This window comes from Anaeroplasma bactoclasticum (assembly GCF_003550015.1).
In the GTDB taxonomy this organism is placed as follows: domain Bacteria; phylum Bacillota_I; class Bacilli_A; order Acholeplasmatales; family Anaeroplasmataceae; genus Anaeroplasma; species Anaeroplasma bactoclasticum.
Window position 1 is genome coordinate 17,163 of record NZ_QXEV01000009.1, and the last position, 17,448, is coordinate 34,610.

The 17,448-nt window shown below is 33.0% G+C and carries 12 protein-coding genes; 10 read left to right on the plus strand and 2 right to left on the minus strand.

Going from position 1 to position 17,448, the window contains the following annotated elements; translation table 11 throughout:
- Positions 1 to 80 precede the first annotated feature (80 nt).
- Together EI71_RS05130 and EI71_RS05135 are read left to right on the plus strand one after the other, a co-directional pair.
- On the plus strand, positions 81 to 878 hold the full coding sequence (locus EI71_RS05130; RefSeq protein WP_119016183.1) for a hypothetical protein: 798 nt from the start codon (positions 81 to 83) through the stop codon (positions 876 to 878).
- 49 nt (positions 879 to 927) lie between these two features.
- Positions 928 to 3,114 carry a helix-hairpin-helix domain-containing protein gene (locus EI71_RS05135; RefSeq protein WP_119016184.1) on the plus strand — a complete coding sequence of 729 codons (2,187 nt, stop codon included), beginning with the start codon at positions 928 to 930 and terminating at the stop codon, positions 3,112 to 3,114.
- 85 nt (positions 3,115 to 3,199) lie between these two features.
- Here EI71_RS05135 and EI71_RS05140 read toward each other — a convergent pair whose 3' ends face one another.
- Both EI71_RS05140 and EI71_RS05145 read right to left on the minus strand, forming a co-directional pair.
- Positions 3,200 to 6,214 (minus strand): hypothetical protein, encoded by a 3,015-nt coding sequence (locus EI71_RS05140; RefSeq protein WP_119016185.1) that lies wholly within the window; start codon positions 6,212 to 6,214, stop codon positions 3,200 to 3,202.
- 1 nt (position 6,215) lies between these two features.
- Complete coding sequence (locus tag EI71_RS05145) at positions 6,216 to 9,494, minus strand: hypothetical protein (protein ID WP_119016186.1); 3,279 nt, start codon at positions 9,492 to 9,494, stop codon at positions 6,216 to 6,218.
- Positions 9,495 to 9,673: 179 nt separating this feature from the next.
- Here EI71_RS05145 and EI71_RS05150 point away from each other — a divergent pair, with 179 nt between their 5' ends.
- The 8 genes from EI71_RS05150 to EI71_RS05185 all read left to right on the plus strand — a co-directional run bounded on the left by EI71_RS05150 (position 9,674) and on the right by EI71_RS05185 (position 17,443).
- Positions 9,674 to 10,513, plus strand: a complete 840-nt coding sequence (locus tag EI71_RS05150) for an MBL fold metallo-hydrolase (protein WP_162849790.1) — start codon at positions 9,674 to 9,676, stop codon at positions 10,511 to 10,513.
- Positions 10,510 to 10,989 carry a 23S rRNA (pseudouridine(1915)-N(3))-methyltransferase RlmH gene (gene rlmH, locus EI71_RS05155; RefSeq protein WP_119016188.1) on the plus strand — a complete coding sequence of 160 codons (480 nt, stop codon included), beginning with the start codon at positions 10,510 to 10,512 and terminating at the stop codon, positions 10,987 to 10,989. The genes EI71_RS05150 and rlmH overlap by 4 nt, the downstream gene beginning before the upstream one ends.
- A 78-nt stretch (positions 10,990 to 11,067) precedes the next feature.
- Positions 11,068 to 11,529: a CinA family protein gene (locus EI71_RS05160; RefSeq protein WP_162849791.1), complete on the plus strand. Its 462-nt coding sequence runs from the start codon at positions 11,068 to 11,070 to the stop codon at positions 11,527 to 11,529.
- A gap of 68 nt (positions 11,530 to 11,597) precedes the next feature.
- Positions 11,598 to 11,921 carry a hypothetical protein gene (locus tag EI71_RS05165; protein ID WP_147387563.1) on the plus strand — a complete coding sequence of 108 codons (324 nt, stop codon included), beginning with the start codon at positions 11,598 to 11,600 and terminating at the stop codon, positions 11,919 to 11,921.
- A gap of 135 nt (positions 11,922 to 12,056) precedes the next feature.
- Positions 12,057 to 14,486: a leucine--tRNA ligase gene (gene leuS / locus EI71_RS05170; RefSeq protein ID WP_119016191.1), complete on the plus strand. Its 2,430-nt coding sequence runs from the start codon at positions 12,057 to 12,059 to the stop codon at positions 14,484 to 14,486.
- Positions 14,487 to 14,616: 130 nt separating this feature from the next.
- A complete protein-coding gene (sufC, locus tag EI71_RS05175; protein ID WP_119016192.1) occupies positions 14,617 to 15,444 on the plus strand; it encodes a Fe-S cluster assembly ATPase SufC in 828 nt (275 codons plus the stop codon).
- On the plus strand, positions 15,444 to 16,235 hold the full coding sequence (locus EI71_RS05180) for a SufB/SufD family protein (protein ID WP_119016193.1): 792 nt from the start codon (positions 15,444 to 15,446) through the stop codon (positions 16,233 to 16,235). The genes sufC and EI71_RS05180 overlap by 1 nt, the downstream gene beginning before the upstream one ends.
- A 2-nt stretch (positions 16,236 to 16,237) precedes the next feature.
- A complete protein-coding gene (locus EI71_RS05185; RefSeq protein ID WP_147387564.1) occupies positions 16,238 to 17,443 on the plus strand; it encodes an aminotransferase class V-fold PLP-dependent enzyme in 1,206 nt (401 codons plus the stop codon).
- Positions 17,444 to 17,448: the final 5 nt, after the last annotated feature.

Consider the following 17,448-nt stretch of genomic DNA (forward strand, 5'->3'; position numbering starts at 1 on the left):
TTTTTCTTGTATCATATACAAATTTATGATAAAATAATTTGAACTTTAAACGTGTAGTATTTTTTAAGGAGATGATTGACTTGGCTACAATTAAAAGAAAAAAAGTTTCAGGAAAAGCCACACAAGGTCAGAAAAAGAATGGTTTATTACATAATAAGATATTTTGGATAGTTTCTAGTATTGCATTAGTATTAATTATTGCAGCATCTATTACAATTCCTCTTGTTATTTCAAATATGCAAACTACTGAAGAAAAAGTGGATTATGTTGGAAAAGAATATAGCTATAAAGAAGAAAAGGTTACTTTTACTAAGATGAGCTATGAGGGTGTATTAATGCATTCTAATTCCAATGATTATGATGAAGGTACTTATATTAAGCATATCTTCTTTGCAGCATTTGATTTTAGTTCCTTCTATCCAGATAAGTCTATTGATGATGGCAAGAGCAAGGATGATTCTAGTGTGACATTCTATTATAATGAAGATCAAGATTTAGCTTTACAGGCTCTTGTTGAAATTCAGTATCATATCAATAAATATAACGAAGACATCAAGAATGATGCAGATACATCTAATGATAATGATATTGCAGTATTATATTTAATTGATTTATCTAAGGGCAACAACAATAAGGTAATCACAAGTGGATCCTTTGGTGGTTCTAGTGATTCCACAAATAGCTTTTCCTTTGGTTATATCGCAGGCGAAGATGGATTTAAAAAATCATATGAATATGACTACGATAGCAAGAATGACCCTAAGTCTTGGGATATTTTCTTTACTGATTTTAGACAGCTTCGTACAGATTCCCGTCATGTAATTGAATTTATTACAGGAACTCCTAAGCATGACCCATTCCAATTAGAATTAGCATAAGATAAGGCCATTTGGCCTTATTTTTTTCAAAAATTAAAGGAGATTTAATATGGCAGAAATAGTTTTAAATGAAAATGTATTAAAGGCAATAGAAGAGAAATTTCATGTAAAAGATAAAGAAATCAGTGCTGTTTTAGAAATGCTTGCGGATGAAAAGACTGTAGCATTCATTGCGAGATATCGTAAAGAGGCTACTGGTGGATTAGATGAAGAGGCTATTCGTGCGATTTCTGATGAATATAATTATGGGGTTGCCCTAGAAAAAAGAAAGGCAGATGTCATTCGTTTAATTGAAGAAAAGGGAATGATGAATGATGCCTTAAAGGAAGAAATCTTAAATGCTCCAAAGCTAATTGATGTAGAGGATTTATATCGTCCATATAAAGAAAAGAAAAAGACAAAGGCAACAGAGGCTATTGCCTTAGGCCTTGAGCCTTTAGCTGAAAAGATGCTAAAGCTTTATAACCAAGGCGATAAGCTTGAAATTGCTAAGGAATATGTAACAGATAAGGTTAAAACCCCAGAAGAAGCAATTGAAAAGGCTAAGTTTATTGTTGCAGAAAAGATTAGTGATAATGCAGAATTCCGTAAGCATATCCGTGATGCTGCATTAAAGTATGGTACTATCATTTGTAAGAAAAAGAAAAATGATAAGGACCCTGATGAAAAATATAAGAATTATTATGATTCAAGTGAAAAGACAGGTTGGATTAAGCCTCATAGGGTTTTAGCGATTAATCGTGCAGAGGATGAGGATGTAATTAGTGTAACCTTAGAGCTTCAGCCAGAAAGAGATATTGAATATTTAAGAAAGTTTGTTACTAGAAATAGACCATCCTTATTTAAACAAGAGCTTGAGGAAGCTATTGATGATTCTTATAAGAGATTAATTGCTCCATCTATTGGTAGAGAAATAAGAAGTATTTTATCTGAAAATGCAGAAGAACAAGCCATTCATATCTTCGCTTTAAATGTTAAAAATTTATTACTTCAGGCTCCAATGAAGGGACAGGTTGTTTTAGGTGTTGACCCAGCATACCGTACAGGATGCAAGCTTGCTGTAATTGATGAGAATAGTGGAGTTAAAGAAATTGGTGTTATCTATCCAAATGAAAGATCTAAGGATTCTAAGGTTGATCCTAGATTAGTAGAAGAATCTAAAAAGACAATTGTAAGATTAATTCAAAAATATAATGTATCTATTATTGCTATTGGTAATGGTACAGCCGGAAGAGAAACAGAAGCCTTTGTTGCAGATGTTATAAGAGAAAATAATTTAAATGCAAAATATGTAATGGTTAGTGAAGCTGGTGCTTCTGTATATTCTGCAAGTGAAATTGCAATTGAGGAATTCCCTGATTTAACTGTTGAAAAAAGAAGTGCAATTTCTATCGCAAGAAGAATTCAAGACCCTCTTGCAGAGCTTGTAAAGATTGACCCTAAATCCATTGGTGTAGGACAGTATCAGCATGATGTTACACAATCGAAATTAAATAAGGCATTAGACGATGTTGTATCTGATGCAGTTAATAAGGTTGGTGTAAACCTAAATACAGCATCTATTTCCCTATTATCCTATGTATCTGGTTTAACTAAGGCTGTATCTAAAAATATTATTCAGTATCGTGATGAAATGGGTGGCTTTAAATCTAGAGAGGAATTAAAGAAGGTATCTAAGCTTGGACCTAAAACTTATGAACAATGTGTAGGATTCTTAAGAATCCTAAACGCTAAGGATCCATTAGATCAAACTCCAATTCATCCAGAGTCCTATCCAAAGGCTAAGAAACTATTAAAATTGATGAATTTAGACGAGAATGCCTTAGGTACACCACTTATTAAGGAATCTATCCAAAAGCTTGATAAAAGCCAAATTTCAAAGGAATTAGACATTGATATGTTTACTTTGAATGATATATTAGAGGCATTTGAAAAGCCACTTCGTGATATTCGTGATAGCTACCCTGGATTAAAGCTTAGAAGTGATATTATGAAGTTTGAGGATATTAAGATTGGCGATGAGCTTGATGGTACTGTAAGAAACGTAGTAGACTTTGGTTGCTTCGTAGATTGTGGTGTAAAATATGATGGATTAGTTCATTTATCTAAAATGTCTTTAAATAAGATTAATCACCCATCCGATATGGTATCTGTTGGTGATGAGGTTCATGTTTATGTTATTGATATTGATTATGCAAGACATAAAATGGCCCTATCCTTTATTAAACAACAATAAGCAACTGACTGTAACTGAAAATGTTACAGTCTTTTTTTGTATATAAAGAAAAAAGGCAAGTTTGGAACTTGCCTAATTTGTTTTATTACTTTGCTGGTCTATCCCAGTTGTAAGTACCATCTACCCAAGATTCGTACTCAGGCTCTTCGCCATAGTTTGTAACTGTATTCTTGAAATATTCAACATCTAATCCAGCATTTGAATCCCATGTAGCAACCTTAGGACCATTTGTGGCATCAATTTGAATATTTAACTTAGAAAGTAATAGGTAGGACTGGAAGTTTGAACCAGTGTACTTACTAATTGCACTATCAAATAATGTAGAGCATAAAGATGAAATATTAGATTCCAATGAAGAAGTAGCACTGTTTGCCTTCTGTACATAGTAAATGAAGAACTGGTTAAAGGAAATTTGATCAGTATTTTCATTCCATGCATCAGTATGTACTACAATAGATTCATCCTCATCAGTATCAGAATCATCAGTGATTAATGTAACAGAAATATCATTTTCCCAGCTTGACTCATAATCAGATGGCTTCTTGTAGTCTGTAGAATCTGGACCACTATAGCTATTAACGATTAATAGGTGGTAGCCAAATACTGTTTTACATAAAGACTTGCTTGTAATTAAAGAAGCACTAGCTGCATCCTCAAGTACAGAACCTGTTTCAGTATCTTTATCATAAACATAGAAATTACCATCTTCGTCAATTTCTGTCTTGTTTGTGCTTAAAGCCTTATATACAGCTTTTACATATTCCTGGAATGGCTCTACAAAGTTATTTACAGAATCCTGAGTGATATCACCAGAAGAAGCTAATTGTTCAACTGTTAATAAGAAACCAAATTGCTTATAATCATCCCAAGACTTTGTTGGGTCAGTCTTTAGCTTTGCACCCTCTTCATAAGCTGTCTTTAGATAAGTTAAGATTGTATAGTAATCATTATCACCATATAAACCACTTGTAGCCTCTAAATATAATGCTTGAGCTAAAGATGCAACAGATGCTTCAAATTCATTCTTAGTAGTATCATCAAGATCCTTTAAGAACTTATCTGGATCATCTGGTGTACCATCACCATTTGCATCAATATTAATTAAGATATGATCTAGGTTAATATTGAATAATTTAGAATAATTTGCATTACCAGATGTTAATAGGTTATATAAAACACCCTTAGTTTCATATTCGGAATTAATATCGTAAATGTTCTTTCCGGCTTCATCAGTCTTTGTCTGATTTAATACAGCCCAATCCTCAAATACAGTTTCAGCCATATATTTAGTTAAGCAAGAATTTGCATTAAAGTAATATTTTACTACATCATCTCTATTTTCGTATCCATATGCGATTAATAAATAGTTTTCTAATCCCATAGAGGATGGATACTGAGAATTACCATTGTTGTTGAAATTAGAAATTGCATCATCAACAGCAGTTTCATTAGAAGAAATTGTATCTTCATCAAGATATTTATCTAAGAAAGAATATGCATATTCTAATTCAAAGTAATTTGTAAGGATTTCAGTTGCATAAGTTGTAGCTGCATCCTTATAGAAATCATCTACTGTATAGTTCTTATTATCATAAGAGAAGATTACATCATTTTTGAAATCAGCCTTATCGATTAACTCATATACATCAGAATAAGAATTGTAATATTTATACTCAAATACTGGGTCATAAATCTTTAAATCATTATCCTTGTTATCATCATTTAAATTCTTATAAATGATAGATTTGTAATTTGTAGAAGCATAACTTGTTGCCTGACTTTCAATTGCATCCCATTTTGCTAGGATGTCATATTTAGCCTTTTGCTCATCAGTTAAATCATCATATTCAGTTTCTTCATCAGTTAAAGAAACATCATACTTAGTATCCATATGGTAAACCATATAATACTTATTAGATAGATTACGAGGACTCTTGAAGAATTCACCTTTTTCTAATGTGTCTGTAACTGCAGTTTTTACAGAAGAATTTAGGTCATCTAATTCATTTTCTGATTTATTTACAGTATATGTGAATCTTTCATCTAATAAATCTGCAGCAGGGTCATAAGCATAGGTTGTGTTATATAATGCAAAATAATAGTTCTGAACATCTGCATCAGTAATATTTTCTTTATCTAAGCTATAGCCTAAAGCAGCTGTTACAGCAGCAACGTTAGCTAATGCCTCACGTCTTGAGTTGAACTGAATAACTACAGCCTTATATTCACCATATGTTTTATAATTTGACTCATAGCTTGATTTTAAGGAATCCTCTTTAAATAGATAATAAGAAGAATTCTTTGTCTTATCATCATTTTCAGTATCTGCATCATATTCATAGATATATTCTTCATCAGCAATCTGATATAATGCATTCTTAGTTGAAAGCTTTTCAGCTTGAGTAATGATATAGCCTTCTACAAGAGCTCTATAGTTTTCAACAATATTCTTGAAGTTTGTGAATACAATGACATCTGTTTCATCTGTAGGTAATGTATATGCTAAGTCAGCCTTAGTAATATAGATACCCTTTCTTGATTGTGCCTCAATAAACTTTGTGTAATATGTTTCAATGTCATCAGCTTCCATTTCTTCAATTTTTTCTGCAGAGGATGCAGAGAATAAAGAAGAAGATAGGGAAGATGAAATAGAATTGATAATATTACGACGAATATAATTGTAGTTGGAAAGATTACCAGTGTAATCTAATGTAGTCTCAGATAAGTTATATAAGCTTTCACCATTCTTAGTTAATGTAAGAAGTTCCTTTGTATCATTTGCTACATCAGCTAAATTCTCATGTAACAATAAATCAACAATTGCATTATATTCCTTATTATAAATAGCCTTTTTAATGTTGTTTTGAACAACAGAGTTAGCAGAATATCTAAGTCTAGAATAGAACTGACCCTGTGTCATTTTCATTGCTTCATTTGTAATATCATTTGTAGCAGTTGCGATTACAGTATCAGAATTGTACTTGTTATTCTCGCCATATGGAATACTTGAATTTCTTGAATCTCCACCACAGGATGCAAGTGTTAAAACCATTAATCCTGTTGAACCTGCAAGAAGCAGGCTTTTGAATGCTTTTTTCATCTTAAGCCTCCTCCTTTAATAAAGCCTTAATACTATCCCACCAAGTAACTACGTTGCCGTGTTCGTCTTCGTAATCATATAGGTTAGATGTACCAGTTGTATCATTGTATAGGTAGCTATAGCCATCTGCAGATCTTTCTGCGATTGCAACAAGCTTATCAAATACATCATTATATCCATCCTTAGTGAATGTAATATTATTATTTGTTATAGACTGGATATAATTGATTAAGATAATTCTTTGAGTTTCGTTTCCAGCAAATCTAGTAACTACTGGGTTTACATATCTAGAGTAAGCAGTAGATAAACCTGTTGGAGCTAAAGTAGAAGAACCATTGATTGCATAATCTAATAAATAGAACTTAATCTGGTTATTATTTAATCTTTCATCATCGTTATAGATGTTTTCAATCTTAACAGGGTTCTCATTATACATTAATACGATGTTTTCTAAGATACCCTCATCATTATCTGTCTTGGTCCACTTTGCAGAAGCGGAAGTTGTACCAGATGTAACCATAATTAGGTTGAAGCCATCCTCAGTAGCAACAATTGTATCATCATCCTTAGATGTGATATTTGCGCTAGCTACATCAATTGGCTCAATGTAGCAAGTAGGATAAGTATTATTTAAGAAATACTCATAAGTCTTTCCATTATCACTATAGCCTCTTGCATAGTCGAATAGACGCTGCTTTAAGCTAAAGTCGATATCTGTTGTAGAATTAGTTGCAGAGAAATCAGCAGTCTTAACATTTAATCCTAAATGTCTATAAACAGCCCAAGTGTTTTCAGCAGAAATTGGGTTATCCTCATATACAACCTTAGCACTTGCGTTAATTTCAGAAACTAAAGCAGTAGCTGCATCTGTATGAGACTGTGTAGAAGCACTAATCTTATTGTAGATTTCACAAATTAGTTGCTTAGCAACTTCACCAAATGTCTTACCAGCAAATACGCTTGTTGGATCATAATCAGATACTAGCATATCCTGCCAATCAGAAACATCATCAGCCTTGCCATCATCATCAGCATCTAAATATACATATAAGCGAGTACCACCTAAGGAGAAGTAATTATCCTCAGCGATATCAACATACTTTTTAATGAATGAAACTAGCTTATCAGAAGAATAGTCAGTTAATAGCTTGCCAGAAGCTACATTTACTCTATAGTAGTTATCAATGATTTCATCAACGCTTGCAGTATGGAAATATAACATTAAGAAGTTATACTTACCAATAGATGCTGGATAACCATTAGTAGAATAATAGTTGTTAGAGAAGCTTAATAGCATATTCTCAATATAACGATTATAGATTGCTCTATCCTTGTTTGTATCCTCATAAGCCTTTGTAGTCTTAATGATTTGCTTAGCAATTAAATCAATTGCAGTTGTTGTACCACTCTTAGCATTTAAGTAATCAAATACACCAAATGGAGTAGTTGTACCTGGAACTAAAATGGAATTTTCATCATTAGGGTCTGCAACAATATTTAAATTCCATGTTACATCATCATAAGAGATTGTAGCTAAAATGTTATCATTGCCTGCACCAGATAATGCTTTAGAATAATTTTCATTTTCTGCAGCATACTTAATTTCTGTTGCCTCGTTATAAATCTTTACACTTACATTATCTAATTCAGCACTTAAATAATTTGTAATTGCAGTAGAAGTAATATCTTGCTTCTTTAATAATTCTAAGATATCTGTTGCAAGTGCAGGATAAGTTTCAGTATCCTGTAATAATGCAGTAATATCAGAAGAACTTCTTTCCTCATCGTTATACCACTGTGTGAAATGAACTAAGTTAGCATCAGTAACCTCTTCCTTATCTACATAGTTTGTATATTCATCAAACTTATAAACTAAAGAAGTACCTAAGGATGTAGACTGTCCAGAGCTTGAATAACAAGTAGAGTTAGACTTAAGCTTTAATGTTTCATACATATAATTCTTAAATGTATCTCCATAATTATCCTTTAATTCCTTTGCAGTGAAATATGTTTCATTTTCGTTATCTGCCTTTAATGTTGCTTTTGCTTCTTCTAGCATATCCTCAACAGTTTTACCAGGTGCTGGTGCAGCATAAGCTTCAAGGATTTCATCTGTTAATCTTCTTAGTTTGTTTAACTGAGTATAAGTTGTGCCAGTATAATTAGATGAAAGCTTTTCTCTATAACCACCATAAACATAATTATAAATCTGAATAAAGATTTCTAAGATCGCCTGAGAAGATACAACAGTAGCCATCTGGTTACCATCCTCATCACGACCATTGTTTAGGTTACTTGTAGCGAAATCATCATAATATTTGATGTAATCCTCATAAGTCATATATCCATCTGCATTTAGGGTATATGTCTTTGTATCCTTAGAATCATAAATATAATATAGATTCTTTCCGTTGAACTTTAAACCAAATGCTCTTAGTGTATTCTGTAATTCAGAAGAATCAGCAAAGTTAATGATAACTGCACTCATATCATAATTATTTGTGTATTCATCCTTGAACTTAGATACATAATCTGAAACAGAATAATAACCCCATTGATCATCATCGTCATCTGTGTCATCCTCTAAGGCATCAGCGATGTCTTGTTCCAAACCAGCATAAGCTAAAAGCTCTTTAGCGTATAGTGGGTAATAAATTTGGCTTAAGCCCATTGCAAGCTTTAAATAGTTTGCAGTGTTTTCTTCATAATTTTTGTGGTCTGCTTTTTTAATTAATGTACTAATTTCTTCTCCATCAATGGATTCAATTAAATACTCAGAATAGATTTCATCAACATATTTTGCTTCTAATGTGTCAATTTCAGTTTCTTCTAAAGAATCAAAATTGTCCCAATAGTTATCTGTTGAATAAGTGAAATTGTAGATATCCTGTACAACATAGTCTACAATTCTTTCTTTAAATGTTTCTTTAATCTTGTTGTAAGCATCATCGCTATAAACATTTTCCTCATTGAAGCCTAGATCTTCCTTATCCTTATCTGTTAAGGAAGAAGCATCCTTTGTAAGAACAATGTCAATACGATTGATATACTTGTTTAATACTACATTTGTAATCTGGTTATCTAATACATCATGTGTGTTCCACTTAAGCTCGTTCCAAATGTCACCATAAGTAACAGAATATTCACCAGCTTCAGCGTAAACCTTGTCTTTTTCTAATAAACCAGTATTATCAGATGCAGCTGAACAAGATGCTAAAGATATTGCGAATGCGCCAGCAAGGGAAGCAGTAACCGCTCTGCGCAATGTTTTCTTTGTCATTGTCATAATACTCCTTTATCTTAAAATTAAACTATAGCAAATAATATCATATCATTTATGAAATTAAAATGCAACGAAATTATCAAAATGAAAAATGTGAAAAATAATACATAATTTCTTTTCTTTTTCTTTTAAGAAAAGATTTGTTATGTTATAATGTCCTCCGTACGAGGTGGAATATGAAATTCAGCGTTTTTTCTAGTGGCTCTGACGGCAATTGTACGTTAGTTCAAACAGGCAAAGTAAATATATTAATTGATGCAGGTATCACTAGGAAGCAAATTTTAGAAAACCTAGAAAGATACAGTCTAAGTCTTAAGGATATTTCTGCCCTTTTGATCACTCATGAGCATATAGATCATATTAAGGCTTTACCTCAGCTATTAAAGGAATGCCATTTAAGAGTCTATATGTCTGGTGGGACATATATGGCAATAAAGGAATCCTATAGTAGACCTGGGAAAGAAAAGGTTTATGAGCTTTTAGTTGAAAAGAAGAATAATGGTGACTTAATAATTATAAATAGGATAGAGAATTCTATTCTTTATCCATTCTTTATGGAGTCTGATTTAAGAATACAGGTATTACCTTTATTTCATGATGCCAAAGAATGTATTGGCTTTTCTTTTACTAATGAGGATAAAAAGCTTGTATATATTACAGATACAGGCTATGTACATCAAGCAATTTATAGTGAAATTGCAAATGCGGATGCATATGTATTAGAATCAAATCATGATCCTGAAATATTAATGCATTCTGAAAGACCATATATGCTAAAAATAAGAATTCTTGGAGATCATGGGCATATGTCTAATGAGGATTCTATGATTACCTTATGTAATGTAATGGGACCTAAAACAAAGATAGTTTTACATGCTCATATATCTCAAGAATGTAATTTAACAGAAATTATTGAGCTTACAAGAGAGAAAGTATTTAATGATTTTGGAATTGAGGCTAAAGGCGTTAAATTTGGTATATTAAAGCCTTATTTTAGTGGAGATTATGAAATATGAAAATAACAATTGTTAGTGTAGGTAATATTAAAGAAAAGTATCTTGTTGATGCTATAAATGAATATACAAAAAGATTAGGAAAATACACAAAGGTTGAATTTTTAAAGGTCTCTGATGAAGCTATTAATGACCATCCATCCGATAAGGAAATTGAGATGATTAAGAATAAAGAAGGAGATAAAATTTTAAAGGTTTTACCCTCGAATTCTTATAAGATTGCCCTAGACTTAAAAGGTGAAATGCTATCTAGTGAGGCTTTAGCATCAAAGATGCTTGATATATTCTCTTATCATAACGCAAATATATCCTTTATTATTGGTGGCTCTTTAGGGATATCAAGAGCTGTTTTAGATCTTTGTGATTATAAATTATGCTTTTCAAAAATGACATTTCCACACCAGCTTATGCAGGTGATTCTACTTGAACAAATTTATAGAGCTTTTAAGATAAATAATAATGAAACTTATCATAAATAAAATTAAAAAAATGGCTTAATTAAGCCATTTATTACAATTATGTATTTTGTTATTGAGATTTAAAAAAGGAGTTTTTATATGGAAAATGAAGTAGTTTTAAAACTCATAAATAAGAAGTATCATATCGCCTTTGCAGAGTCTTGTACAGCTGGATTATGTGCTGCAAAATTAGTTAATGTTGCTAGCGCATCTAAGGTTTTAAATGCCTCCTTTGTAACATATTCTAATGAGGCAAAAATTAAGTACTTAGGCGTAAAAAAAGAAACGATTGATACCTATGATGTCGTATCAAAGGAAGTCGCTTATGAGATGGCTTTGGGAGTTGCAAAAGAGACGAACTCTGAGGTTGGAGTTTCAGTTACTGGAGTGGCTGGCCCTACTGGTGGGACAGAGGCAATTCCCGTTGGAACAGTATGCTTCGGATTCTCTATTTTAGGTAAGGTTATTACTGAAGAAGTACACTTTAATGATATTGGTAGAAATAATGTTAGAGATGAAGCTTGTTCATATGTTTTTAAGAGGTTAAATGAGCTATTATGAGCAAAAGAGGATTTTTTATAATTTGGCTATCGCTTATAGTAATAGCTATAAGCCTGGTAGTGTTTTTAATGGTATATTTTAAAATGGGCTATTGGTCTTTTATGGGAACAATGATTGTAACATTATCCTATGGATTCTTGAATATTGTTTTGATGCTCATTAAGGTATTGCAAAGATATGAAATTAAAAGACTAACTGCAGCGGTATATGCATCCTTAGTTGCGATAGGAGTTTTAGGCTATTACATCATAAAATACATTGGAAAATATGAGGATTTACGCCTCATATACTGGATAGTATATGCTATAGTTACAGTGATATCAGTTACCGTTCTTACAATTATCAATTTTAAGCTTGCGCCACAAAAGCCAGTGATGATGAGGCAAAAATAGCTGGAGGGAATATAATTCCCTCTTTTATTTTTCAAGTGTAAGCGTATTTATTTTTATTTTTACTATAAAAATACAACTTCTTGTGATAGAATAGTATAAGCGCTTATGCGTCCCTTTGGAAGAGAGGTATTTTATATGAAAGAATATAATCATTTGGAAATTGAAAAGAAGTGGCAAAAGTATTGGGAAGACAATCATACATTCAAAACAGATGTATGGGATTTTTCCAAGCCAAAGTTCTACGCATTAGACATGTTCCCATATCCTTCTGGAGTTGGACTTCATGCAGGACATCCTGAGGGATATACTGCAACAGATATCATCTCTAGAATGAAAAGAATGCAAGGATACAATGTATTACACCCAATGGGATATGATTCCTTTGGTCTTCCTGCAGAGCAGTATGCAATTCAAACAGGTAATCATCCTGAAGGCTTTACAGTAAAGAATATTGAAACCTTCACTAAGCAGCTTAAGGAATTAGGCTTTGATTACGATTGGGACAAATGTATTTCAACATCCGATCCATCCTTCTATCACTGGACACAGTGGATTTTTAAGAATCTATTTCAGGATGGTTATGCAAAATATATCGACATGCCAGTAAACTGGTGTGAAGAATTAGGTACAGTATTATCTAACGATGAGGTAATTGATGGAAAGAGTGAGCGTGGTGGATTCCCTGTTATTCGTAAAAATATGAAGCAGTGGGTAATTGACCAGCCAGCGTTTGCTGAGGAGCTACTTGAGGGTCTTGATACTATCGATTGGCCAGAATCTACCAAGGAAATGCAGAGAAACTGGATTGGTAAATCTACTGGTGTTGAAGTAGACTTCAATATCGTAGGTGGTGGTAAATTCTCTATCTTTACTACATGTATCGAAACCATTTATGGTATTACATTTATGGTACTTGCACCTGAAGGACAGATTGTTCAGGATTTAATGGATCGAATTGAAAATAAAGACGAAGTAAATGCTTATATTAAAGAAACTGCAAGCAAGAGCGAACTTGACCGTACAGAATTAAATAAGGGTAAGACAGGATGTCCACTAAAGGGCGTAAGCTGTATTAATCCTGTAAATGGTAAAGAGGTTCCAATTTTCATTGGTGATTTCGTATTAGCTTCTTATGGTACTGGTGCTGTTATGGCAGTTCCAAGCCATGACCAAAGAGACTTTGAATATGCAATTGCACATAAGATTCCTATGATTCAGGTTATTAGTGGCGCAGATGTATCCGAAGCTGCATATGAAAAATCTGGCTATTTAGAAAATCCAGAGGCTAAATTAATGAATTCTATGGAATTCGATGGAATGTCTGTAATGGAAGCTAAAGAAGCTATCACAAAGAAGCTTGAGGCTATGGGTGTTGCAAGAAGAGTTGCAAATTACCGTTTCCGTGAATGGATTTTCGCACGTCAAAGATATTGGGGTGAGCCAGTTCCTGTAGTTCATACAGAAAATGGTGTATATGTATTACCAGATGAAGAATTACCACTTGTATTACCAGAGCTTGATGATTACAAGGGTAAGAATGGTAAGGCTCCACTTGAAAATGCGGAAGAATGGAAGCATTACAACAAGAATGGTGTAACTGGTTTAAGAGAAACATCTACTATGCCAGGTTCAGCTGGATCCTCTTGGTATTATCTAAGATATATTGATCCAAAGAATGATAAAGAGCTTGCAAATAAGGAATTATTAAAGCACTGGATGCCAGTTGACTTATATATTGGTGGACCAGAACATGCAGTAGGACACTTAATTTATTCTAGAATTTGGAATAGATACCTATACAATAAGGGTATTGCTCCTACAAAAGAGCCATTCCAAAAGCTAGTTCATCAGGGTATGATTTTAGGTGAGAATGGTATTAAGATGGGTAAAAGATTCCCTAAGTATGTTATTAATCCATCCGATATTGTAAAGAATTATGGTGCAGATACACTTCGTTTATATGAAATGTTCATGGGACCACTTGAGGCATCTAAGCCATGGAATCCAAATGGTGTAGATGGTGCAAGAAAGTTTATTGAACGTGTATATCGTTTAGTTTGTGCTGATGAATATGTTGCTAAACAGACTAAGGAATATGATAAGTCATTAGAAAAATCCTATAACAAGATGGTTCAAAAGGTTTCTGCTGACTTTGAAAATTTAGGCTTCAATACAGCAATCTCTGCAATGATGGTATTCGTTAATGATGCATATAAGGCAGATAAGCTATATATTGGATACCTAGAGGGCTTAGTTAAGCTAATTTCTCCAGTTTGCCCTCATTTAGGTGAGGAATTATGGGAAGCATTAGGTCATAAGGGAACAATCGCTTATGAGCCTTGGCCAACATATGATCCAGCTAAGCTTGTAGATTCTACAGTTAAATATCCTGTTTCTGTAAATGGTAAGCTAAGAGATACTATTGAAGCAGATGTTGAAGCTACAAAGGAAGAGCTTGAGGCAATGGCACTTGCTTCTGAGCGTGTAAAGAAATATACAGAAGGCCATACGATTGTTAAGATGATTGTTGTTCCAAAGAAGATCATCAATATCGTTGTTAAGTAAACATAAGTGAGATTACAAAATGGAAAAGCACGATTGTTTTTCCATTTTGTAACGTTTAGAAAATATAAACAAAATTGTTGGATAGAGAAATCTATCTTCGTAAATCAAAGAAAGAAAGTCAGGTAGACCAATGAGTGACGTATTAGAAATAAAAGGCCTATGTGCCAGAGTAGAGGAAAAGGAAATCCTTAAGGGTGTTGATTTAACTATTCATACAGGAGAGGTTCATGCAATTATGGGACCTAATGGTACAGGTAAATCAACTTTATCCTCTTGTATTATGGGTTCCCCAAGATATCAAATTACTTCCGGTGAGATTTTACTTAATGGAGAAAATATCTTACCCTTAGCAGTTGATGAGCGTGCTAGAAAAGGATTATTCTTAGCATATCAGTATCCTGCAGAGGTTTCTGGGGTAACTAATTCCGATTTTATTCGTGCTGCAATGAAGGCACAAACAGGTAAAAACCCTACATTATTCAAGTTTATTAAGGATTATGATAAAGCTTGCATGGAATTAAAGATGCCTGAGGATTTAGCCCATAGATATTTAAATGAAGGCTTTTCTGGTGGAGAAAAGAAGAGAAATGAAATTCTTCAGATGAAGATGCTAAAGCCAAAGTTTGCAATTTTAGATGAGATTGACTCCGGACTTGATGTAGATGCCCTACGCATTGTAGGTGAAAATGTTTATAGCATGGTAAACGAATCCTTTGGATGCTTACTTATTACTCATTATGAAAGATTATTAGATTATATTAAGCCAGATTTCGTACATGTTATGATTAACGGTAAAATTGTAAAAACTGGCGGACCAGAGCTTATTGCTAAAATTGATGCAGAAGGCTATGATTGGGTTAAAAAAGAGCTTGGTATTGAGGATTTTGGAGACGATGAAGATAAGAAGACCCATATACTTCTAGGCTCCTGTGCTCGTAATACAGGTAAAAAAGCATAATGGATGAGGTAGTATTAGTTCCTGTTACTGCTTTGGGTCAAGCAGAGGATGGAAAGTATTACATTAATAAGACAAAAGATGAGATTTATTTAATTGAATCTAGCTGTAATATTGTTGTTAAGGATGGCGTATTTGCCAAGTTTATTGATAAAACTAAAAACCAAGAGGTTTCTATTCTTGGTCTTAAGGATTCTTCTATTCAGTATTATGTTTTAAATAGTACATCTACAAAGAGGATCTTTGATATTCATGGAGAAGTCAATGTGTTAGAGATTTCTGTAGCAAATACAGAAGAATCTTTAAATATTAATTTATTAGAAGAAAATTCTATAGCTAATGTTGAAAACCTAAGCGTTTTAAGCAAGGTTTCTTCAACATATACACAAAGAATTGATCATAAAATGGGACAGACATTTTCCAATATTAAAAATGTTGGTGTAGCAATGAATGGCTCTACTTTAGTATTTGATACAACAGGTAAAATTGAAAAGGGTATGGCTAAGGCAAAATGTAGCCAGCTATCTCGTGGTGTTGTAATGGATAATGAATCTCAAATAACTGCAAAGCCTATTTTATTAATAGATGAATATGATTGTTTTGCAAATCATGGTGCATCTATTGGTAAGATGAGTGATGAAGATTTATTCTATTTAATGAGCCGTGGATTAACAAAGAAGGAAGCATTCCTTTTAATCTTAGAGGGTATTGTTCGTCCATTTATTAATGCAATTCCAAAAGAAGAATTAAGAGTTCAAATGGAAAAAGAAATTTTTGAACGTTTGGGGGAATAAGTATGGATATTAATAAAATAAGAAATGATTTCCCTGTTTTAAGAAGCAATCCTAAGCTTGCTTATTTAGATTCTGCTGCAATGGCATTAAAGCCAGATTGTGTAATTGATGCAGTAGATGATTATTATAGAAGATTAGGTGTTAATGTACACCGTGGTGTATATCAATTATCCTATATGGCTACAGATTTATATGAAGAAGCAAGATCTACTATTGCTAAATTCATCGGAGCTGAATTTGATAATGTTGTATTCACAAGAGGAGCTAGTGCTTCTTTGAATTTAGTTGCTATGAGCTATGGTATGACATTTGTTAATGAAGGTGATGAGGTTATTACAACAGAGCTTGAGCATCATTCTAGCCATATGCCTTGGATTAATGTATGTAAGGTAAAGGGTGCTACATTAAAGTATGTTCCCCTAGATAGTGATGGAAGAATTACTGTTGAAGCATTTAAGAAAGTTTTAACAAATAAAACAAAGGTTGTAGCTATTACACATGTTTCTAATGTAATGGGTTATGTTACTCCAATTAAAGAAATCATTAAGCTTGCCCATGAGGTTGGTGCAGTTGTTTCTTTAGATGGTGCACAGTCTGTGCCACATATGAAAATTGATGTTAAGGAATTAGATTGTGACTTTTTATCCTTTTCTGGTCATAAGCTATGTGGACCTACTGGAATTGGCGTATTATATGGTAAAAAGGATTTGTTAGAAAAAATGCCTCCAATTGAATTTGGTGGGGATATGGCAGATACTGTTTATACTCATGAGATGACATTTAAAATGGCACCTTATAAGTTTGAAACAGGAACTCCTATGATTGCATCAGCAATTGGTTTAGCTAAGGCTTGCCAGTATTTAGAATCTATTGGTTTAGATGAGATTAGTAAGCATGAGTATTATTTAAAGAGCTTAGCAGTGGAAGGATTAAAGAAAATTCCTGGAATTACTATTTATAATCCAACTGCAGAAACTGGTATTATTTCATTTAATATTGATGGTGTTCATCCACATGATGCAGCATCAGTTTTTGATAACGATAGGGTTTGTATTCGTGCTGGACATCATTGTGCACAGCTAATTACACGCCATTTAGGTACTATTGGTACAGTAAGAGCATCCTTCTATTTATATAATACAGAAGAGGATGTTCAAGTATTTGTAGAAGCTGTTAAGGATGCAAAGAACTTCTTTGGACAGTTTTAGGAGGA